At 64.1% G+C, this 20,243-nt stretch carries 19 protein-coding genes and 1 tRNA gene (1 of these 20 running past the window's edge); 14 read left to right on the forward strand and 6 right to left on the reverse strand.

The genetic code is table 11. The features are described from left to right. The first annotated feature begins 306 nt into the window (after positions 1-306). The 8 genes from PSAL_RS15340 (at position 307) to PSAL_RS15375 (ending at position 8,762) form a co-directional block, all read left to right on the forward strand. Entirely contained in the window at positions 307-645 is a 339-nt protein-coding gene (locus tag PSAL_RS15340) for a P-II family nitrogen regulator (RefSeq protein WP_119838554.1), read from the forward strand. A gap of 33 nt (positions 646-678) precedes the next feature. Next, entirely contained in the window at positions 679-2,013 is a 1,335-nt protein-coding gene (gene amt / locus PSAL_RS15345) for an ammonium transporter (protein ID WP_119838553.1), read from the forward strand. Between the two features lie 251 nt (positions 2,014-2,264). Beyond that, a complete protein-coding gene (locus PSAL_RS15350) occupies positions 2,265-3,488 on the forward strand; it encodes a urate hydroxylase PuuD (protein ID WP_119838552.1) in 1,224 nt (407 codons plus the stop codon). A gap of 132 nt (positions 3,489-3,620) precedes the next feature. Beyond that, a complete protein-coding gene (gene mutL, locus PSAL_RS15355; RefSeq protein WP_119838551.1) occupies positions 3,621-5,498 on the forward strand; it encodes a DNA mismatch repair endonuclease MutL in 1,878 nt (625 codons plus the stop codon). Further along, entirely contained in the window at positions 5,495-6,721 is a 1,227-nt protein-coding gene (locus tag PSAL_RS15360; RefSeq protein ID WP_119838550.1) for a DNA recombination protein RmuC, read from the forward strand. The genes mutL and PSAL_RS15360 overlap by 4 nt, the downstream gene beginning before the upstream one ends. A gap of 87 nt (positions 6,722-6,808) precedes the next feature. Beyond that, positions 6,809-7,135 (forward strand): DUF3775 domain-containing protein, encoded by a 327-nt coding sequence (locus tag PSAL_RS15365; protein WP_119838549.1) that lies wholly within the window; start codon positions 6,809-6,811, stop codon positions 7,133-7,135. 69 nt (positions 7,136-7,204) lie between these two features. Further along, positions 7,205-8,404, forward strand: a complete 1,200-nt coding sequence (locus tag PSAL_RS15370; RefSeq protein ID WP_119838548.1) for a hydantoinase/carbamoylase family amidase — start codon at positions 7,205-7,207, stop codon at positions 8,402-8,404. Between the two features lie 136 nt (positions 8,405-8,540). After that, complete coding sequence (locus PSAL_RS15375; RefSeq protein WP_119838547.1) at positions 8,541-8,762, forward strand: hypothetical protein; 222 nt, start codon at positions 8,541-8,543, stop codon at positions 8,760-8,762. A gap of 112 nt (positions 8,763-8,874) precedes the next feature. Here the strand turns inward: PSAL_RS15375 and ykgO are convergent, their stop codons facing one another. Together ykgO and PSAL_RS15385 are read right to left on the reverse strand one after the other, a co-directional pair. Beyond that, on the reverse strand, positions 8,875-9,000 hold the full coding sequence (ykgO, locus tag PSAL_RS15380; RefSeq protein WP_072857948.1) for a type B 50S ribosomal protein L36: 126 nt from the start codon (positions 8,998-9,000) through the stop codon (positions 8,875-8,877). A gap of 76 nt (positions 9,001-9,076) precedes the next feature. Next, positions 9,077-9,151: transfer RNA gene (locus PSAL_RS15385), tRNA-Val, on the reverse strand. Positions 9,152-9,315: 164 nt separating this feature from the next. On the opposite strand from PSAL_RS15385, the gene PSAL_RS15390 reads away from it, so the two are divergent. After that, a complete protein-coding gene (locus PSAL_RS15390; protein ID WP_119838546.1) occupies positions 9,316-10,176 on the forward strand; it encodes an N-formylglutamate amidohydrolase in 861 nt (286 codons plus the stop codon). A 1-nt stretch (position 10,177) separates the two neighbouring features. Here PSAL_RS15390 and PSAL_RS15395 read toward each other — a convergent pair whose 3' ends face one another. Then, positions 10,178-11,443, reverse strand: a complete 1,266-nt coding sequence (locus PSAL_RS15395; RefSeq protein ID WP_119838545.1) for a DNA polymerase IV — start codon at positions 11,441-11,443, stop codon at positions 10,178-10,180. Positions 11,444-11,496: 53 nt separating this feature from the next. Here PSAL_RS15395 and PSAL_RS15400 point away from each other — a divergent pair, with 53 nt between their 5' ends. Then, positions 11,497-11,955 (forward strand): NUDIX domain-containing protein, encoded by a 459-nt coding sequence (locus tag PSAL_RS15400; protein ID WP_119838544.1) that lies wholly within the window; start codon positions 11,497-11,499, stop codon positions 11,953-11,955. Here PSAL_RS15400 and pyrF read toward each other — a convergent pair. Continuing rightward, positions 11,952-12,671 (reverse strand): orotidine-5'-phosphate decarboxylase, encoded by a 720-nt coding sequence (pyrF, locus tag PSAL_RS15405; RefSeq protein WP_119838543.1) that lies wholly within the window; start codon positions 12,669-12,671, stop codon positions 11,952-11,954. The two genes, PSAL_RS15400 and pyrF, sit on opposite strands and share 4 nt — an antisense overlap. Before the next feature lie 105 nt (positions 12,672-12,776). After that, the gene (locus PSAL_RS15410; protein WP_119838542.1) at positions 12,777-13,088 is read right to left on the reverse strand and encodes a hypothetical protein; all 312 of its coding nucleotides are present in this window, start codon (positions 13,086-13,088) and stop codon (positions 12,777-12,779) included. 199 nt (positions 13,089-13,287) lie between these two features. Between PSAL_RS15410 and clpB the strand changes: the two genes are divergently transcribed. After that, positions 13,288-15,909, forward strand: a complete 2,622-nt coding sequence (clpB, locus tag PSAL_RS15415; RefSeq protein WP_119838541.1) for an ATP-dependent chaperone ClpB — start codon at positions 13,288-13,290, stop codon at positions 15,907-15,909. Positions 15,910-16,156: 247 nt separating this feature from the next. On the opposite strand, the gene PSAL_RS15420 is transcribed toward clpB, so the two are convergent. Beyond that, positions 16,157-16,912, reverse strand: a complete 756-nt coding sequence (locus tag PSAL_RS15420; protein ID WP_119838540.1) for a helix-turn-helix transcriptional regulator — start codon at positions 16,910-16,912, stop codon at positions 16,157-16,159. Between the two features lie 205 nt (positions 16,913-17,117). On the opposite strand from PSAL_RS15420, the gene PSAL_RS15425 reads away from it, so the two are divergent. The 3 genes from PSAL_RS15425 to msrQ form a co-directional block, all read left to right on the forward strand. Beyond that, positions 17,118-18,680, forward strand: a complete 1,563-nt coding sequence (locus PSAL_RS15425) for an FMN-binding glutamate synthase family protein (protein ID WP_119838539.1) — start codon at positions 17,118-17,120, stop codon at positions 18,678-18,680. Positions 18,681-18,856: 176 nt separating this feature from the next. After that, positions 18,857-19,765: a protein-methionine-sulfoxide reductase catalytic subunit MsrP gene (gene msrP / locus PSAL_RS15430; protein ID WP_119838538.1), complete on the forward strand. Its 909-nt coding sequence runs from the start codon at positions 18,857-18,859 to the stop codon at positions 19,763-19,765. Between the two features lie 258 nt (positions 19,766-20,023). Next, a protein-coding gene (msrQ, locus tag PSAL_RS15435) for a protein-methionine-sulfoxide reductase heme-binding subunit MsrQ (RefSeq protein WP_119838555.1) crosses the window boundary here: on the forward strand, positions 20,024-20,243 show its start. Its footprint extends 380 nt past the window's final position; only the first 220 of its 600 coding nucleotides appear in the window; it begins with the start codon at positions 20,024-20,026; its stop codon lies beyond the right edge, outside the window.

Here is a 20,243-nt window from a genome sequence, read left to right on the forward strand (position 1 = left end):
TCCGCCACGAGCGGCGGTCTTCCGTATCCTGAATCGTTCATGATGCCCTGCCCGAGCTTTTTGATTTTGGGCATCCTACACCCAACGCGCAGGAATGTTGAGGCGGAAGCCATCAGCTCGGCGATAAATGAATTGACCAAAAAATGTGCTAATTTCTCAAAACGTCCAAAAAAAAGGCGACCAGAGTGCATTTTACACTAGTCAACCCCACCTGCTGTTCCGCAATGCGGGTAGGCGCGGCTTATCTGCCAGTGCCAAACTGCGGTGCCTACGACTCCTGGGTCCGCAAAAAGGAAGGGGATAGTAGTGAAACTGATCATTGCAACAATCAAACCGTTCAAGCTCGAGGAGGTCCGCGAGGCGCTGACCGAGATCGGCGTTCGCGGGATGATGGTAACGGAAATCAAGGGCTTCGGCTCTCAATCGGGCCATACGGAGATCTATCGCGGCGCCGAATACGCGGTGAACTTCGTTCCGAAGATCAAGCTCGAGATCGCTGTGACGGCCGCCATGGCTGACCAGGTCGTCGAAAAGATCACCGAAACGGCAAAGACCGGCAAAATCGGTGACGGCAAGATCTTCGTGCTCGACGTCCAGCAGGCGGTGCGGGTGCGGACCGGCGAAACCAACGACGACGCACTCTGAGCGGCACCGGACAGGGAAAAGGGAACTCAATCAATGAAAACCATTCAGAAACTTGGCCTTGCCGCGGCGCTCATGGCGCTGCCGAGCATCGGCCTTGCACAGGAAGAGGAAGTCGTCGCGGCACTCGTGCCCACGGATTCCGTCTTTATCCTCAACACGTTGCTGCTGATCATCGGCGGTTTCCTCGTGTTCTTCATGGCCGCAGGCTTCGGCATGCTGGAAGCGGGCCTGGTCCGTTCCAAGAACGTCGCCATGCAATGCACCAAGAACATCGGCCTCTTCTCGCTGGCGTCGATCTTCTACTACCTGATCGGCTACAACCTGATGTACCCGCTCGGCACCTGGGCCGTTGATGGCTGGCTCTCGGGCGTCTGGGGTCCCGGCGTCATGGAAGCCGTGGGCATCACCGCCGATGCAGCCGACGATTACGGCTATGCTTCGACCTCGTCCGACTTCTTCTTCCAGGTCATGTTCTGCGCCGCCACCGCCTCGATCGTTTCCGGCACCTTGGCCGAACGTATCAAGCTCTGGCCCTTCATGATCTTCACGATCATCCTGACCTCGCTGATCTACCCGATTTCCGCCTCCTGGAAATGGGGCGGCGGTTTCCTGGATGCCGCGGGCTTCCTCGACTTCGCAGGTTCGACCGTCGTGCACTCCGTGGGTGGCTGGGCCGCTCTGGCCGGTGCGATCATCCTTGGCCCGCGTCTGGGCAAGTACAAGGACGGCAAGGTCACGGCCTTCCCCGGTTCGAACCTGACCCTGGCGACCCTGGGTACCTTCATCCTGTGGCTCGGCTGGTTCGGCTTCAACGGCGCATCGCAACTGGCCATGGGCTCGGTTGGTGACGTGGCCGACGTTGGCCGCATCATGGTCAACACCAACACGGCTGCGGCAGGTGGTGCCATCGGCGCCATGATCCTGACCCAGATCATGTACGGCAAGACCGACCTCACCATGGTGCTGAACGGCGCACTGGCGGGCCTCGTGTCGATCACTGCCGAACCGCTGACCCCCAGCATCGGGGCCGCGACCATCATCGGCGCCATCGGTGGTATCATCGTGGTCCTGGTCGTGCCGCTGCTCGACAAGCTGAAGATCGACGATGTCGTCGGTGCCATCCCGGTCCACCTCGTCTGTGGCATCTGGGGCACCATCGCGGTTGTCTTCACCAATGCTGACGCCACCTTCGGCGCCCAGATCTATGGCATCGTCGTGGTCGGCATCTTCACCTTCGTGGTCTCCGGCGTTGTCTGGCTGATCCTGAAGGGTGTCATGGGCATCCGGGTTTCCGAAGAGGACGAGATCGCCGGTCTCGACATGGCCGAACTGGGCATGGAAGCCTATCCGGAATTCTCCAAGGGCTGAGTTTTCCATCCAACTCAGTCTCAGACCTGGCCCGGGCGTGAAAGCGCCCGGGCCTTTTCGTTTCCGGAGGCCGCCGCCGGTCATCCCTAAATCTTGCCCTGATCTGTTCGGGATCGGTGCCCAATCTGCCTGTCGCGCGGGCGCGTCGCATCGCGCGTTGTGGTCCGGCGCTCTTCCACCCCACGGCGGGAATTGCCGCCTCTGCCGATCCGTGCTTAGGCTTTGGGTAAGGAACAAGAGGGAAGAAGCCTATGTACGATCTTGCGGCCATCGGGGCCTGGCTGGAATTCGGAGTCCGCTGGCTTCATGTCATCACCGCGATTGCCTGGATCGGCTCTTCCTTCTATTTCATAGCGCTCGACCTCGGCCTGCACCGGGACCGCAACCTGGCCTCCGGCGCGGATGGCGAGGAATGGCAGGTCCATGGTGGCGGCTTCTACCATGTGCAGAAGTACCTCGTCGCCCCCGTGGCCATGCCCGACCACCTTGTCTGGTTCAAATGGGAGGCCTACTCGACCTGGCTGTCCGGCTTCGCCCTGCTTGCGCTGGTCTACTATCTCGGCGCGGACTTCTACCTGATCGACCCGGCGGTGATGGACCTCACGCGCCTTCAGGCCATCGCGATCTCGGTCGCCTCGCTCGGCTTCGGCTGGCTGGCCTACGACTTCATCTGCAAGTCGAAGTTCGGCGACAACAACACCCGGCTGATGCTGGGCCTCTACGTGATCCTGGTCGCGCTTGCCTGGTTCTATTCCCACGTCTTCTCGGGCCGCGCGGCGCTGCTGCACCTCGGTGCCTTCACCGCCACGATCATGAGCGCGAACGTCTTCTTCATCATCATGCCCAACCAGCGCGTGGTGGTCGAAGACCTGAAGGCCGGCCGCACCCCGGCGGCTAAATACGGCTATATCGCCAAGCAGCGCTCGACCCACAACAACTACCTGACGCTGCCGGTCATCTTCATGATGCTGTCGAACCACTACCCGCTGGCCTTCGGCACCCAGCACACATGGATCATCGCCAGCCTGGTCTTCCTGATGGGCGTCACGATCCGGCATTTCTTCAACTCGGTGCACATGCGCAAGGCGACGCCCTGGTGGACCTGGCTGGTCACCGCGCTGATCTTCCTGACGGTGATGTGGCTCTCGACCGCTCCGCTCTGGTCCGACGACGCCGAAGACCCCGAAGCGGGCATCGTCACCCGCTTTGCCGAAGCCGAAGGCTATGACCAGGTCCATGACATCGTGCTCGGGCGCTGCTCCATGTGCCACAGCGCCGAGCCGTTCTACGACGGTATCCTCTGGGCTCCCAAGGGCGTGCGCCTCGACGATGCCACCCAGATCACCCGCAACGCCCGCGCGATCTACCTGCAGGCCGGCCTGACCCATGCCATGCCCCCCGCAAACGTCAGCTTCATCGAGGACGACGAACGCGATGCCATCCGCGCCTGGTACGAATCCGCGATCAAGGGCTGACCCCCCCGTTTCCCTGTTTCAAATATCCTGGGGAGTCTCCGGCACGGAGACGGGGCAAAGCCCCATTCTATCCACAGCAAACTTCCCGCGCCCCCATTTGCGACTCAGATGACCCATGCTAGGTTTTGCGGCATGCAGCGCCCTGACCCCAAGATAAGCGACGTCCGCCCCGTCATCCGCCAACTCGACGACTCCGCCGTGAACCGCATCGCGGCCGGCGAAGTGGTCGAACGCCCGGCCTCGGCGGTCAAGGAACTGGTGGAAAACGCGCTCGACGCCGGCGCCACCCGGATCGAGATCACGGTGGCCGATGGCGGCAAGACCCTGATCCGCATCAAGGACGACGGCTGCGGCATCGCGCCCGAAGACCTGCCCCTGGCCCTGTCGCGCCATGCCACGTCGAAGATCGACGGCTCGGACCTGCTGAACATCCATACCTTCGGTTTCCGGGGCGAGGCGCTGCCCTCGCTCGCCGCCGTCGGGCGGCTCAGCCTCACCTCCCGCGCGCCGGGACAGGAAGGCGCGGAGATCCGCGTCTCCGGAGGCCAGGCCGAGCCCGTCCGCCCTGCCGCGCTGAACCGGGGCACCGTGGCCGAACTGCGCGATCTCTTCTACGCCACGCCCGCGCGGCTGAAGTTCCTGCGCACCGACCGGGCGGAAATGCAGGCGGTCACCGACATCATCAAGCGGCTCGCCATGGCCGAACCCTTCGTCGGGTTCACCCTGATCGACGCAGGCAGCGACCGCACGGTGTTCCGCGCCGACCCTGAATCCGGTGACCTGTTCGACGCGCTCCACGCTCGCCTTTCCACGATCCTCGGCAAGGAATTCGCCGAAAACGCCCTCAGGATCGACGCGACCCGCGAAGATCTGCACATGACGGGTTACGCCGCCCTGCCGACCTATTCGCGCGGCGCGGCGGTGGCGCAGTTCCTCTTCGTCAATGGCCGCCCGGTGAAGGACAAGCTGCTGACCGGTGCCCTGCGCGCGGCCTATTTCGACTTCCTGTCGCGTGACCGCCATCCGGCGGCGGCGCTGTTCATCGACTGCGATCCCGTACTGGTCGACGTCAACGTCCACCCCGCGAAATCCGAAGTCCGTTTCCGCGATCCCGCCATCGCACGCGGCTTGATCGTCTCGGGCCTGCGCCACGCCCTTGCCGAAGCCGGGCATCGCGCCTCGACCACCGTCTCCGGGGCCACCCTCGGGGCGTTCCGCGCCGAGCCGCGCCAGACGCCGGATGGCCAGCCCTTTGTCTACCAGGCACCAGAGGCTCCGCGCGGCTTTGCCGCCCCGATCCCACAGGGTGGGCTTGCGCAGACAGATCTTACCGGCCGAGGCTTTTCTGACCGCAACTTTCCGGCTTTCGACAGCGCCCCCTCGGGCCGCTTCGAGCCGATCGAAGAGACTCCGCAACAGCCCCTCGAAAGCCATCCGCTCGGCGCGGCCCGCGCCCAGTTGCACGAGAACTACATCGTTGCCCAGACGACACGCGGCATGGTGCTCGTCGACCAACACGCGGCGCATGAACGGCTGGTCTATGAAAAACTGAAGACCCAGATGGCTGCCAATGGCGTCGCCTCCCAAGCCCTGCTGATCCCCGAGATCGTCGAGCTTTCACAGGGCGATGCCACCCGCCTGCTGGAGGCCGCAGATGACCTCGCCCGGCTTGGCCTGATCCTCGAGCCCTTCGGCGGCGGCGCCATCGCGGTGCGGGAAACCCCGGCCATCCTCGGCGAAATCAGCGCCGAGGCGCTGATCCGCGATGTGCTGGACGAATTGTCGGATCAGGACCAGTCGATGACCCTGCAGGCCCGGATCGAGGCGATCCTGTCGCGCGTCGCCTGCCATGGCTCGATCCGGTCGGGTCGGCGCATGCAGGTCGCGGAAATGAACGAACTTCTGCGCCAGATGGAGGCAACGCCCCATTCCGGCCAGTGCAACCACGGCCGCCCCACCTATGTGGAGCTGCAATTGACGGATATCGAAAGGCTTTTCGGTCGCACATGATCCAGCTTGGTTCGCTTACTTTCGACCTGTCCGACCCCGCGACGCTTGGCCTGCTGGCCGGGGGCCTGGTCCTTGTCCTGTTTCTGATCCTGATGGTCGTGCTCATCCGCACGGCATCGCGCGCTTCCGAGCCGGTGATCTGGCAGATGAACCAGATGGCCCGCACCGTAGACGGGCTGGCGCGCGGGCAGGAACAGCTGGCTGGCAACCTGTCGACGGTGTCCAATATGCAGACCAACGGTCAGAATCAGATGCTGCATTCCATGGAGGCCCGTCTGACGGCCGTGCAGCAGCATATGAACGATCGCCTGCATGCCAATGCCATGTCCCAGGCCCGTGCCCTGGCCGAGATGCAGGAAAAGATGAACACCCAGCTTCAGGGTGGGTCCGAAAAGACAGTGAAAAGCCTGGTCGAATTGCAGCAGCGCCTGCAGGTGATCGACAAGGCGCAGGAGAATATCACCAAGCTGTCCGGCGATGTGCTGTCGCTTCAGGACATCCTGTCCAACAAGCAGACCCGCGGCGCCTTCGGGGAAATCCAGCTGAACGATATCGTGTCCAAGGCGCTGCCCTCGGACAGCTACACGGTGCAGGCGACGCTTTCCAACGGCAAGCGGGCCGATTGCCTGATCCACCTGCCGAACCCGCCGGGGCCGATCGTGGTCGACGCCAAATTCCCGCTGGAAGCCTACGAGGCCCTGCGGCGGGCGCAAACGCGCGAGGAACGCCACGCCGCCGGGCAACAGTTCCGTGCCTCGGTCCGCGGGCACATGAAGGCGATTTCCGACCGCTACATCATCGAAGGTGAAACGGCCGATGGAGCGCTGATGTTCCTGCCCTCCGAAGCGGTCTATGCCGAATTGCACGCCAACTTTCCCGAGGTGATCCGCGAAGGGTTCAACATGCGGGTCTGGACCGTTTCGCCGACGACCTGCATGGCGACGCTGAATACCATGCGCGCGATCCTGAAGGACGCCCGCATGCGGGAACAGGCCGGCGCGATCCGCAAGGTGCTGCACTTGCTGCACCGCGACGTGGAAATCGTCGTCGAACGGGTGGGCAAGCTGGAAACCCATTTCGATCAGGCCCGCAAGGATCTGGACGGCATCGGCACCGCCGCCGAACGGGCCGGCAAACGCGCCGCGAAGCTGGACAATTTCGACTTCGAGGAACTGGCGCCCGAGGCCGGGACCTCTCCTCTGGAAAGCCTGAACAACGGGTAGGGCGCCGCCTTTCACGCTGGTTTGAGGTAAATCAAGGCGCGGTTTGGGCGAAAATGGTGTAGTCTGACCATGTCAGGAGATGCCGCCATGCTTGAAATTTCCGTCAACAAGGTCGCTGCCGTGATCCTCATGTCACGCGAGCTTGACCGCGCAGAACCCGAATTGCGCGCCTTTCTGGAGGCGCTCAACGAAGAGGAACTGCTGAGCCTGGTCGCCCTGATGTGGATCGGGCGCGAGGCCTTCGAACCCGAGGAGCTTTCCGAAGCGATGGCGATGGCGGGGCGCGAAGGATCGGTGCCCACCCCGGATTACCTGCTCGGCTCGCCGCATCTGTCCGATCACCTGGAAAACGGGCTGGACGCGCTTGGCCTGTCGGCCACGGATGCCGAAGACGACCTGGTCCGGGGCGGCTAAGGCACCCATTTGCCTTTCGCTGGCCTGCGTGGTCTGCCTGTCGGGGACACCGCTGCCCGGAGGCCCGCCATGATTCCCGTCGATCCCGAACGTTTCCTTGCCGATCTGCATCACCTGCGCAGCTTCGGGGCCGCCGGCACCGGCAAGGGCGTGGTTCGGCAGGCTTTCAGCGAACCGGACATCGCCGCCCGCACCTGGCTGCGCGACCAGTATGGCGCTGCGGGTCTGGATCCGCAGGTCGATGCGACCGGCACGGTCTGGGGCCTTGCCGAAGGGCCGTCGCTGTTGATCGGGTCGCATTCCGACAGCCAGCCCGAAGGCGGCTGGCTGGATGGTGCGCTTGGCGTGATCTGCGGGCTGGAAATCGCGCGCGCGGCGCGGGGCGTCGGTCTGCCGGTTTCGGCGGTCTCCTTCCAGGACGAAGAGGGGCGTTTCGGCGTCACCACCGGCAGCCGGATCTGGTCGGGCAATGTCTCCCTGCAAGAGGCCGATACGCTTTGCGACGCCTCTGGCGTGACCTTTGCCGAGGCCCGTGCCCTGATGTCCCATCTTGTGACCGGAGAGGTCGATCCGAGCCGTTTCACAGGCTTCATCGAATGCCATATCGAACAGGGTCCCTGGCTGGACGCGGCGGACGAAGCGGTCGGTGTGGTGACGGATATCGTCGGCATCCGGGACATGCGGATCACCTATTTCGGCGAGCAGAACCATGCCGGAACCACCCCCATGCATCGCCGCAAGGATGCCTTTCAGGCCATGCTGCAATTCCAGCAATTGATCGCGGAGCGGTTCCGCAACGTGGTCACACCGCAGACCGTCTGGACCACGGGGGCGGTGGACGTGCACCCCGGATCGCATTCCATCGTGCCGGGGCGGTGCAGCTTTGCCATGCAATGGCGCGACGGGGACCGCGACCGGCTGGACAGGATGGAACAGATCCTGCGCGAGGCCGCACAGGAGGTCGCAGATCAGACCGGGATGCGGCTTGAGACGTCCGGGATGCTCGGGCTGCAGCCGGTGCCGATGGACGCGGCGCTTCAGTCGGCGCTTGGCGACGCGGCCGAGGCACAGCTGCCGGGGCGTTGGCGCCGGATGCAATCGGGCGCACTGCATGATGCGGCCAGCGTGGCGAACCACATGCCCGTCGCGATGCTCTTCGTGCCCTCGATCAACGGGATCAGCCATGATTTTGCCGAAGACACTGCCGAGGCGGATCTGGTGGCCGGCCTCAAGGTGCTGGCCGAAGCCGTGGAAACCGTCCTGACATAGGGGATTTCCCGCCGGTTTCCGTGCCCCGGCCAAATACCGCTATGTCAGTACGTGATTCGCTGCTGTTATCCGGGGGCTGCATTCGTGCGGCCCGCGTGTCCCTTGGGAGGGGGCTGCGCCTGCCGAGGAGGAAATCATGAAACGCAAAGCCACCGCGATCCTGAACATTCTGGCCTGGGGGGCCTTCTGGACCTTCGGCCTGCTGGCGGCCGCCGCGCCGGATCTCGGCCCGCGTCTGGTGTCAGAGGCCGTCGCCTTGTCTGGCCTCGGCTTTCTGACGGGGGTGCTGACCTATCTGATGCTCAGCCGGGGCGTTTACCCGGATGATTCGGTGCCTGTTGCGCAGGTCGAAGGCTGATCCGACCCGACGCGCATCTGCCGGATCAGGCATGCCCACAACGAAAAAGGGCCGCCGAAGCGACCCTTTCCGTAACAATCACACCTGGCAAGGCCGGGTGCCGCTGTCTGCTTCAGCCCTGACGGGCTTTGAAGCGGGGCTGCGTCTTGTTGATCACGTAAACGCGGCCTTTACGGCGCACGACGCGGCAATCGCGGTGGCGCTGCTTCAGCGAGCGGAGCGAGTTACGAACCTTCATGTTCATCTCCTTCTGTCGCGGCGCGGCAAGCGCCAATTTCGCGGTTGGCCTTTCTGATGAAAGACCGGTGAATTCATGGTGGGCGATACAAGGTTCGAACTTGTGACCCCTTCGATGTCAACGAAGTGCTCTACCGCTGAGCTAATCACCCATGACCACCCGGTTCCTTTGCCCCGTCTGAAAAGCGCTGCTTCTCGTTTCAGGGACGCGGGAGATCCGCGCGGGTTCGGGTCGTATAAAAGGAGTCGATGGCGGGATCAAGGGGCTTTTGGCATTCCTTTTTTGGAGTAGTATCATCAGGCATCCGGAGCTGTCATGACACGCAATGCCTTTCAAATCCTGAGCCCTGATCAGGTGACGACCAGCGTCATATTCGCGTCGCCGCACAGCGGGCGCGATTATCCCGCCGATCTGATGACCCGCACGCGGTTGAACGCCCTTCAGGTGCGGTCCTCCGAGGATGCCTTTGTCGATCGGTTGTTCGCCTGCGCGCCGGATCACGGGGCGCCGCTGATCTGCGCGCAGGTCCCGCGGGCCTATGTGGACATGAACCGCGCGGCGGATGAACTGGACCCGGCCATCGTCGAAGGCGTGCGCCGCAAGGGGCATAATCCGCGAATCACATCGGGGCTGGGGGTGATTCCCCGCGTCGTGGCGGGGGGGATGCCGATCTATACCGGCAAGATTTCCTTCGTCGAGGCAGAGGACCGGCTGGCCCGGTGCTGGCATCCCTATCACGCTGCGCTGCGCCGGCTGCTGGGGCAGGCCCATGCGGCCTTTGGCGAAGCGATCCTGATCGATTGCCATTCCATGCCGCACGAGGCGCTGGATGGTGTCGCCCGCAATGCGCGTCGTCGCCCCGACGTGGTGATCGGTGACCGGTTCGGCGCCTCGGCCGCCGGCGATGTCGTCGACCGGATCGAAGCCGCCTTTTCGGCAGCCGGGCTGAACGTCGTGCGCAACGCGCCCTTCGCCGGGGCCTACATGACGCAGCATTACGGCCGCCCTGCGCGCAATCAGCATGCGGTGCAGGTGGAAATCGACCGGTCGCTCTACATGGATGAACGGCGTATCGAGCCGCTGCCCGAATTCGACGAGATCGCAGATATGATTCGCCGGGTGGTGGGTGATATCGCAACCCTCGGCCGGTCTTCGCTGCCGCTGGCGGCGGAATGACCTAGCGCAGCGCGCGCCCCTTCAGGATCGCATCGGGACCGAATTTCGCGCGAATCGCATCGGTGGCGCGTTCTGCCTGACCGCGGCGGGTGGCGTCCGGGTCCAGCAGATCGCCGGATCGGTCCGCATCCGAGGACGGCAGCAGGTCCGACAGGCCGACACCGATCAGCCGATAGGGACCGCGCGCGCCGACCGCGTCGAACAGGCCGCGGGCCTCGCGATAGATCCGGTCGGCCATCTGGCTGGCGTCGCGCATCTTGTGGCGCCGTGAGATCAGCGCGAAATCCGCCTGCTTCAGCTTCAGCGTCACTGTGCGCCCGGCCAGGTCTTTCGCCTTGGCCCGGTCCGACACCTTCTCGGCCAGCCGCCACAGGTGCCCGTCCAGCAGATCGGGGTCCGAGGTGTCTTCGAAAAACGTCGTTTCGTTGGAAATGGATTTCATCGGCGCATTCGGCGACACCCGCCGCTTGTCCTGCCCGCGCGCCAGGTGCCACAGCCGCTCGCCCATCGAACCGAACCGCGCGACGAGGTCCTGCTGGTCCCAGCGGTGCAGGTCGGCAAAGGTCTCGATCCCGGCCTTTGCCAGCGACGCCTGCCCGACCGCCCCCACGCCCCAGATCAGGCGCACGGGCTTCGGCGCCAGAAAGGCCTCGGTCTCGGCCTTGCCGATCACCGCGAACCCATGCGGCTTGTCGAGGTCCGAGGCGATCTTGGCCAGGAACTTGTTGTGGCTCAGCCCGATGGAGCCGGTCAGGCCCAGTTCGTCGCGCATCCGCTTCACCAGCCGGGCCAGCATCACCGCCGGGGCATGGCCGTGCAGGCGGGCGGTGCCGGTCAGGTCGATGAAGGCCTCGTCCAGCGACAGCGGCTCGATCGACGGCGTCAGCTCCTCCATCATGGCGCGGATCGCGCGGGAGGCTTCGACATACGCCTCCATCCGGGGCTTGATGACCACGGCCTCGGGACACAACTTCAGCGCCTGGAACATCGGCATGGCCGAGCGCACGCCGCGGATGCGCGCGATGTAGCAGGCGGTCGACACCACGCCGCGCTTGCCGCCGCCGATGATGACGGGCTTGGCGGCCAGGGCGGGATTGTCGCGTTTCTCGACCGAGGCATAGAAGGCGTCGCAATCCATATGTGCGATGGACAGGGACATGAGTTCGGCATGCGCGATCACGCGCGGCGACCGGCAGGCCGGGCAGCGGGGCAGGGCGCCCCTGGGCGCTTCGAATTCGGTCAGGCAATCGCGGCAGAGGGCGTTCATCTTGGTCCTCGGGGGACGCTGGTCATGGGGTGGGGCCATGATATACCCGCCCCATGCAGAGGCAAACCGACATTTGGCAAGGCGATCTTCGGGGCGCGGCGGATCGCGGGCGCGACGTTTATGGCGCCAAGCTTGCGGTGTTTCTGGGGGGCCGGATGCCAGTGATCCTGCGCGATGATATCCCGACGATTCCCGATCCGGGGCGGTATGATCTGCCCGGGGGCGGCTGCGAGCCGGGGGAAAGCGCGCTCGATTGCGTGCTGCGCGAAACCTTCGAGGAGCTTTCCCTGAGGGTCCGGCCGACGGACATCCATTATGCCGATGTTTCTTGGACCACGCAGGGCCGCGAGGTCTGGTTCTTTGCCGCCCGCCTTGACCCCGGTTGCGCTGCGGGGATCCGGCTGGGCGACGAAGGACAAAGCTGGCGGTTCATGACCGTGGAAGAATACCTGTGTCACCCGCGCGCGATCGCGGCCTTTCAGACGCGGCTGGCGGATTACCTCGCCTCCTAGATATCGGCGATTTCCGCCAGGATCGCCTGTGCGGCGGCGCGGGGATCAGCGGCCTTGTAGACCGGGCGCCCGACCACGATGTGATCGGCCCCGTCGCGCAGGGCGGCCGCCGGGGTGGCAACGCGCTTTTGATCGAAACTGGCGGAATCCGTGGGGCGCACGCCCGGGGTGACGATCAGCTTGCCCTCCGCCTGAGGCAGGGCGCGGATCGCGGCGGCTTCGTGAGGGGACGAGATGACACCATGCGCCCCCGCTTCAAAGGCGCGTGCGGCGCGTTCCACCACAAGATCCGAAATATCCCCGGCCTTGATCCCCGCGGCATCCAGATCGGCCCGGTCGAGCGAGGTCAGGATGGTCACCGCGAGGATCTGCAGATCCGACCCGCCCGCGCCTTCACGTGCGGCCCGCACCACATGGGGGTCGCCATGCACGGTCAGGAAGTCGAGGTCGAACTGCGCAATGCCGCGCACCGCGCTTTCGACCGTATTGGGAATGTCGAAGAACTTCATGTCGAGGAAGATGCGCTTGCCCATCTCCTGTTTCAATTCGTTGGCAAGGGCCAGCCCGCCCCCGGTCAGCATGCCCAGCCCGATCTTGTAGAACGAGACCGCGTCCCCGATCCTGGATGCCAGATCCAGCCCCGTCACCGCATTCGGCACGTCCATTGCCACGATCAGGCGGTCGTCAGCTTTCAGCTTGGGTGTCTGCACAGTCATGGCATACCTCGTCATCTGGGGGGAGTTCGGGATGCTATGCGTCGATGGGGGCGATCCGTCAACCCTTGGGGGGTGGTCGGCGGCGCAGACGGGCAGGGAAAGCCTTCAGGCGGCGCGTCCCATGATCCGCTCCCATAGTGCCTGGGTGGCCTGCTGGACCATGGCGGGGATGGTCTCGTGCGGCAGGGCCTCGTCGTTCGGATGGATGCTGCGCAACACAGGCGCATTGCGGTCGTGGCGACGCTTCGCGATGGTGGTCAGCGTGCGCGAGACCTCGTCGCAATCCCGGTCCAGGGCGCCGGGCAGGGAAACGGGGTAGCTATAGGCCTGCCCCTTGTCGACCAAGGTGACCATCGCCTCGAAGGCGCGGTCGGCGGGATTGTACCTGATGTCCGAAATGCGGGTTGTGATCACCATGGCGGGACCTCTGTTGCTGCGGAGCGCAGGCGGTGCCTGCTTCCCTCACTCAACGAGGAATGCCTGCGAATGGTTCCGATTTCGCGCCGGGTCGGCTTGAACCCGCCGGTGTGGGCTCCCATTTTCCTAAGGAAGGTTCCACGCCGACATGCCTAGATAGGGTGTTGGCCAGGGGACGCTTGTACAAAGGAGAATACCCATGGACTTGACCAAGTTCACGGAGCGGTCGCGCGGCTTCATCCAGGCGGCCCAGACGATCGCCATCCGGGACGGGCACCAGCGCCTGCTGCCCGATCACATCCTCAAGGCCCTGATGGATGACGAGGAAGGCCTTGCCGCCAACCTGATTCGCAAGGCCGGGGGGGACCCGGCCGCAGTGACGCAGGCCAACCAGATCGCGCTTTCGAAAGTGCCCGTCATTTCCGGCGACGGCAGCCAGACCTACATGGACAACCAGACCGTCAAGGTCATCACTGAGGCCGAAAAGGTCGCCAAGCAGGCGCGGGACAGCTTCGTGCCCGTCGAACGCCTGCTGACCGCGCTTGCGCTGGTGAAAAGCGGCGCGAAAGAGGCGCTTGGTGCGGGCAGCGTTTCGGCCCAGAGCCTGAATCAGGCGATCAACGACATCCGCAAGGGACGGACCGCCGACACGGCCAGCGCCGAAGACACCTTCGAGGCGCTCGAAAAGTACGCCATGGACCTGACCGCGCGCGCAGAAGAGGGCCGCATCGACCCGATCATCGGGCGCGATGACGAGATCCGCCGTGCCATGCAGGTGCTGTCGCGCCGGACCAAGAACAACCCGGTGCTGATCGGGGAACCCGGCGTCGGCAAGACGGCCATCGCCGAAGGTCTGGCCCTGCGCATCATCAATGGCGACGTACCGGAATCCTTGCGCAACAAGCGCCTGCTGGCGCTCGACATGGGGGCCCTGATCGCGGGTGCGAAGTATCGCGGTGAATTCGAGGAACGGCTGAAATCCATCCTGAAGGAGATCGAGACCGCCGCGGGCGAGATCATCCTGTTCATCGACGAGATGCACACCCTTGTCGGTGCCGGGAAGGGCGACGGCGCGATGGATGCTGCCAACCTGATCAAGCCGGCGCTGGCGCGGGGCGAGCTGCACTGCATCGGTGCCACCACGCTGGATGAATACCGCAAGCATGTGGAAAAGGACGCGGCCCTTGCCCGTCGTTTCCAGCCGATCATGGTCAGCGAACCCACTGTGGAAGACACGGTGTCGATCCTGCGCGGCATCAAGGAGAAGTACGAGCTGCACCATGGCGTGCGGATCTCGGACTCGGCGCTGGTTTCGGCGGCGACCCTGTCGCATCGCTACATCACCGACCGCTTCCTCCCCGACAAGGCCATCGACCTTGTGGACGAAGCCGCCAGCCGCCTGCGGATGGAGGTCGATTCCAAGCCCGAGGAACTCGATCAGCTGGATCGCCAGATCCTGCAGATGCAGATCGAGGCCGAGGCGCTGAAGAAGGAAGACGACGCTGCTTCGCAGGATCGCCTCGAGCGGCTGGAGAAGGAGCTTTCCGACCTGATGGAACGCTCCGACAGCATGACCGCCCGCTGGCAGGCGGAACGCGACAAGCTGGCCGGCACCCGCGAGGTGAAGGAACAGCTGGACCGCGCCCGTGCCGATCTGGAAATCGCCAAGCGCAACGGCGACCTCGCCCGCGCGGGTGAACTGTCCTATGGCATCATCCCGCGGCTTGAAAAGCAGCTTGGCGAAGCCGAGGCGGCCGAAGCCGATGGCAGCGTGATGGTCGAAGAGGCCGTGCGCCCGGAACAGATCGCCCAGGTGGTCGAACGCTGGACCGGGATCCCGACGGCCAAGATGCTGGAAGGCGAACGCGACAAGCTGCTGCGCATGGAAGACGGGCTGCACAAGCGTGTCATCGGCCAGAACGCCGCCGTGCACGCGGTCTCCAACGCGGTGCGCCGCGCCCGTGCCGGGCTGAATGACGAAAACCGCCCGCTGGGCAGTTTCCTGTTCCTTGGCCCGACCGGCGTCGGCAAGACCGAGCTGACCAAGGCCGTGGCCGAGTTCCTGTTCGACGACGACAACGCCATGGTGCGGATCGACATGTCGGAATACATGGAGAAGCATTCCGTGGCCCGTCTGATCGGCGCGCCTCCGGGTTATGTCGGCTATGACGAAGGCGGCGTGCTGACCGAAGCCGTGCGGCGTCGGCCCTATCAGGTGATCCTGTTCGACGAGGTCGAAAAGGCGCATCCGGATGTGTTCAACGTACTGTTGCAGGTGCTGGACGACGGCGTGCTGACCGATGGCCAGGGCCGGACCGTGGATTTCAAGCAGACGATGATCATCCTGACATCCAACCTTGGGGCGCAGGCCCTCAGCACCATGCTCGAAGGCGCGGATGCCAGCGAGGCCAAGCGCGACGTCATGGACGCGGTCCGGGCGCATTTCCGGCCCGAGTTCCTGAACCGGCTGGACGAGATCATCGTCTTTGACCGCCTCGCGCGGGATGAGATGGACGGAATCGTCGATATACAGATGGCGCGTCTGCTGAAACGTCTGGCCAGCCGCAAGATCCGGCTGGAACTGGACGAGGACGCCCGCCAGTGGCTGGCGGACGAAGGCTATGACCCGGTGTTCGGCGCCCGCCCCCTGAAACGGGTGATCCAGCGCGCGCTTCAGGATCCGCTGGCCGAGGCCCTGTTGTCCGGCGAGGTGCGCGATGGCGATACGGTGCCGGTTTCGGTCGGAGCGGACGGCCTGCTGATCGGCGAACGCATCGGCGCCAGCCATCGCGACAAGCCGCAGGATGCGACGGTCCACTGATCGGATCCTCCGCTGGACAAGCAGTCCGGGCCTGGGAAATCCCATGCCCGGATTTTACGACCGCGCTTGCAGAAACCTGCAATAGCCCGCCGGCTTTTCATGTCTTAAAGCAGAGGCATTGAAACGCCGACGGCCTCGGGTCGCTGCGGAAAAAACACATTTTCAAGAAGTGACGGTTCGTGCGGGCCGTCACTTTTTGCGTTCTTGCGGTGTGGGCAGGTGGGCCGCGACGACGGCGGGGTCGCGATCAGATCAGCTGAATCCGCATCGCGATGGCGACCGCATGGGCATTGCTGGTGGCGTGCAGCTTGCGTCGCATGTTCGACAGGTGATGCGCGGCCGTGCGATCGGCCAGGTCAAGCCGGTCGGCGATCTGCTGCACCTGGCAGCCTTCGGCAAGCAGTTGCAGCACGTCGTATTCACGGTCGTTCAGCCGGAAATGGTCGCGGGCAATGTCCGAAGGGTTGATATGGGCCGAGAAATGCGAGGCAATCGCCAGGATTCGGGCCGCATCGGCGTCAAAGGCGCGGTCATGGGCAACCGGATCGGCGCGATATTCCTGGACCATGCTCATGCCCGACATGAACCGGCCCCGGCCCGAGCGCATGTTCTGCAGGCGCAGGGTCATGCCCGCTGTCAGTCCGAATTCCCGGAACAGGTCGATCTTGGCGCGATGCCGGTCGTTCAGCCGGGCGGAGTCGTAATCGGCCTCCAGTTCGGACCACAGCTTCGGTTCGTCGCTCAGCAGGCAATGCCGCACCAGGGGATCAGCCACCAGATGCCTGCGCCGGTCCAGGGTCTCCTGGTATTCGCGCTCCATGTCGGACCGGTAGGCCGTGACGCTGACACTGCCGTCAAACCCGACATGGATCTGGCGATAGTGGAAATACAGATATCCATGTTCCCCGGCCAGCTTCTTCATCATCGCAAAGGAATCGTCCGCAGTGACACAGGCGGAGAAGCTGTCTGCAAGTTCGGCGTGGAAGTTGCTTTGGAAGGTCATGTTGGCTTAAGTGGCAGCGGCACCACGGCTCTTGAACTCAATTGCGCATTTCTACACATGAGCGCGCAGAGACGGCAATGCCGAGGCGTTGCCGTAAAGGTAAACTTGCCGTCGATTTACGCGTTTCCCAGTTGCTCCTTGCCGGGGGGTCCTACATTCTGAGCTTGTCGGCTGTTGTGTCGGCACCGCCTCAGGAAGGGCATTCATGGATTTCATCTCTCCCGCGGTCGAATGGCTGGTTTTCATCTTCGTTCTCGCCATCGGGCTGGGGATACTGACCGCGGTGGTCATGGTGGTGCTGGACATCAGCCAGCGCGAAGATGCCATCCGTCGGAATTATCCCCTGATCGGGCGGTTCCGCGGCCTTTTCACCAAGCTGGGCGAGTTCTTTCGCCAGTATTTCTTTGCCATGGATCGCGAGGAAATGCCGTTCAACCGGGCGCAGCGCGACTGGGTCTACACGGCGGCCAAGGGCGAGGGGAACACCATGGCCTTTGGGTCCACCCGCAACCTGTCCATTCCGGGCACGCCGATCTTCGTCAACGCGGTCTTCCCGCCGCTGGATGACCAGTTCGCCGTGACCAAGCCGATGCAGATCGGGCCCCATGCGCGCCATCCCTATATGGCGCCCTCGATCTTCAATATCTCGGGGATGTCCTTTGGCGCCCTGTCGCAACCTGCGGTCGAGGCCCTGAGCCATGGCGCGAAAGAGGCCGGGATCTGGCTGAATACCGGCGAAGGCGGGCTGTCGCCGCATCACCTGGTGGCGGAATGCGATATCGTCTTCCAGATCGGCACCGCCAAGTTCGGCGTGCGGGATCATGACGGGAACCTCAACGACGACAAGCTGCGCAGCGTCGCGGCCCGCCCGCAGGTCCGCATGTTCGAACTGAAGCTGGCGCAGGGCGCCAAGCCCGGCAAGGGCGGCATCCTTCCGGCTGCCAAGGTAGATGAGGAAGTCTCGGAAATCCGGGGCGTGCCGATGGGCAAGGCCGCCGTGTCCCCCAACCGTCACCGCGAGATCGACGATTTCAACGACCTGTTGAACATGATCCACCATATCCGGGAAGTCACCGGCAAGCCGGTCGGCTTCAAGACGGTGATCGGGTCCTCGGACGCCTACGAGGAACTGTTCGAGATGATCCGCGCCCGCGGCGAGGAATGCGCGCCCGATTTCATCACCATCGACGGCGGAGAGGGCGGCACCGGCGCGGCCCCCATGCCGCTGATGGACAATGTCGGCATGCCGATCCGCGAAGCCCTGCTGCGGATCGTCGACATGCGCGACCGCCACGGGCTGAAGGACCGCATCCGCATCATCGCTTCGGGCAAGATGGTGAACCCCGGCGACGTGGCCTATGCGATCTGCTCGGGGGCGGATTTCGTCACCTCGGCGCGGGGCTTCATGTTCTCTCTCGGCTGCATCCAGGCGCTGAAATGCAACAAGAACACCTGCCCGACCGGCATCACCACCCATGACCCGCATCTGCAACGCGGCCTCGTGGTCGAGGAGAAGTACATGAAGGTCGCCAATTTCGCCCGCTCCGTCGTCAAGGAGGTCGAGATGATTGCCCATTCCGTCGGTGTTGCGGAACCGCGCCTGATGCGCCGCCGCCATGTGCGGATCGTGCAGGCCAATGGCGATTCCGTGGTGCTGCGCAAGCTGCGCCCCAGTTTCGACAGCGATGACCTTTCGTCCGAACAGATGCCCAACAAGGCTCCGGTCCATGCCCCGGACAGTCCGGCCCGCCGGGCAAACGGGGTGTAGCTGGAAAATCCGGTGTCCGGCATTCCGAATGCACGGTGCCTTGATCCGCCCCGGAAACAGCTTCTGCGGGTGAAATGTTTCGGCCAGACCACGCAGACGTTATCAAGCCTTATTTGGATGAAACCATTCCGTCGGGTTACACGTGTCTTCAACATTGGTACGAAAGGAGGCCCGCTATGTCCCGTTTCTGGAAGGGCAGATTGACCGAGAACGACGTCACGCCCGAAGGGGTCTATCTCAATCGGCGCCAGATCATGGCCGGGGCTGCCGGGCTCGGGATTGGCTCGATCGCCGGGGGGCCGCTGCTGGCCGCACCCTCGGGGCTGGAGCCCGTGCCCTACGAGGCCGCGAGCAGCTACAACAATTACTACGAATTCGGCACGGACAAGGAAGACCCGGCACGCTACGCCGATGCGCTGACCACCGACCCCTGGTCGATCGAGATCAACGGCATGGTCGACAACCCCGGCACCTATGCCCTTGAGGACGTGCTGAAGGGCCGCGAGATCCAGGAGCGCATCTACCGCCTGCGCTGCGTGGAAGGCTGGTCGATGGTGATCCCCTGGGACGGGTTCCAATTGTCCGAATTGCTGAACCAGGTCGGCGTCCAGTCGGGCGCGGGCTTTGTAGCCTTTGAAACTCTGGCGCGCCCCGAAGAAATGCGCGGGCTGCGCAACTCGGTCCTGGACTGGCCCTACCGCGAAGGTCTGCGCCTGGACGAGGCCATGCATCCGCTGACGATCATGGCGACAGGGATGTACGGCAAGGACCTGCCCAATCAGAACGGCGCCCCGATCCGCCTGGTGGTGCCGTGGAAGTATGGCTTCAAGAGCATCAAGTCGATCGTCCGCATCACCGTGCAGGAGGAGATGCCCTTCACTTCGTGGAAGAACGCCTGGGCGCAGGCCTATGGTTTCTATTCCAACGTGAACCCCGAAGTCTCGCATCCGCGCTGGTCGCAAAGCACCGAACGCGTGCTGGATGGCAGCCGCATTCCCAGCCGCCGCGAGACAGAGATGTTCAATGGCTATCAGGAAGAAGTCGCGGGCCTCTATACGGATCTCGATCTGACCACGAACTTCTGACCCCGCACCGGGACTTCCGGCAGGCCAGGTGCGGCGTGCCTTTCGGAAGCCCCGGCACCTTCCCGGCGGTGGACGCGTTCCGCGCCGGGAAAGGGACAAATCCTTCTATCCAATACAGACCCAGACCGGGGCATCTCCCCGGCAGGAGACCGCATGAAATCCGCACCGACCCCACAGACCACCGCCGCCTCTACCGGCCGTCCTGACGACAGCAAGGCAAACCGCGCCCTTGCATCCCTGTCCCGCGGCCGGGATCGCATGGCCCAGGTGGTCAACACCTGGCTGCGCCGCATCCCCGCCTGGCCTCTCTATGTAATAGGTGTCCTGCCGCCAGCCTGGTTGCTTTGGGCGGGGTTCTCCGGCCGGCTCGGCTTTGACCCGGTCAAGGCGATGGAACACCAGATGGGGGAATGGGGGCTTTGGCTGCTGATTGCAGGGCTCTGCGTGACACCCCTGCGCCGATATATCGGCATCAACC

The sequence above is a fragment of the Pseudooceanicola algae genome, assembly GCF_003590145.2.
Taxonomy (GTDB): domain Bacteria; phylum Pseudomonadota; class Alphaproteobacteria; order Rhodobacterales; family Rhodobacteraceae; genus Pseudooceanicola; species Pseudooceanicola algae.

Coding starts and splice junctions, on each gene's coding strand:
- amt (WP_119838553.1), top strand. CDS start 679: ATGAAAACCATTCAGAAACTTGGCCTTGCCGCGGCGCTCATGGCGCTG.
- PSAL_RS15350 (WP_119838552.1), top strand. CDS start 2,265: ATGTACGATCTTGCGGCCATCGGGGCCTGGCTGGAATTCGGAGTCCGC.
- mutL (WP_119838551.1), top strand. CDS start 3,621: ATGCAGCGCCCTGACCCCAAGATAAGCGACGTCCGCCCCGTCATCCGC.
- PSAL_RS15360 (WP_119838550.1), top strand. CDS start 5,495: ATGATCCAGCTTGGTTCGCTTACTTTCGACCTGTCCGACCCCGCGACG.
- PSAL_RS15365 (WP_119838549.1), top strand. CDS start 6,809: ATGCTTGAAATTTCCGTCAACAAGGTCGCTGCCGTGATCCTCATGTCA.
- PSAL_RS15370 (WP_119838548.1), top strand. CDS start 7,205: ATGATTCCCGTCGATCCCGAACGTTTCCTTGCCGATCTGCATCACCTG.
- PSAL_RS15375 (WP_119838547.1), top strand. CDS start 8,541: ATGAAACGCAAAGCCACCGCGATCCTGAACATTCTGGCCTGGGGGGCC.
- ykgO (WP_072857948.1), bottom strand. CDS start 9,000: ATGAAGGTTCGTAACTCGCTCCGCTCGCTGAAGCAGCGCCACCGCGAT.
- PSAL_RS15390 (WP_119838546.1), top strand. CDS start 9,316: ATGACACGCAATGCCTTTCAAATCCTGAGCCCTGATCAGGTGACGACC.
- PSAL_RS15395 (WP_119838545.1), bottom strand. CDS start 11,443: ATGAACGCCCTCTGCCGCGATTGCCTGACCGAATTCGAAGCGCCCAGG.
- PSAL_RS15400 (WP_119838544.1), top strand. CDS start 11,497: ATGCAGAGGCAAACCGACATTTGGCAAGGCGATCTTCGGGGCGCGGCG.
- pyrF (WP_119838543.1), bottom strand. CDS start 12,671: ATGACTGTGCAGACACCCAAGCTGAAAGCTGACGACCGCCTGATCGTG.
- PSAL_RS15410 (WP_119838542.1), bottom strand. CDS start 13,088: ATGGTGATCACAACCCGCATTTCGGACATCAGGTACAATCCCGCCGAC.
- clpB (WP_119838541.1), top strand. CDS start 13,288: ATGGACTTGACCAAGTTCACGGAGCGGTCGCGCGGCTTCATCCAGGCG.
- PSAL_RS15420 (WP_119838540.1), bottom strand. CDS start 16,912: ATGACCTTCCAAAGCAACTTCCACGCCGAACTTGCAGACAGCTTCTCC.
- PSAL_RS15425 (WP_119838539.1), top strand. CDS start 17,118: ATGGATTTCATCTCTCCCGCGGTCGAATGGCTGGTTTTCATCTTCGTT.
- msrP (WP_119838538.1), top strand. CDS start 18,857: ATGTCCCGTTTCTGGAAGGGCAGATTGACCGAGAACGACGTCACGCCC.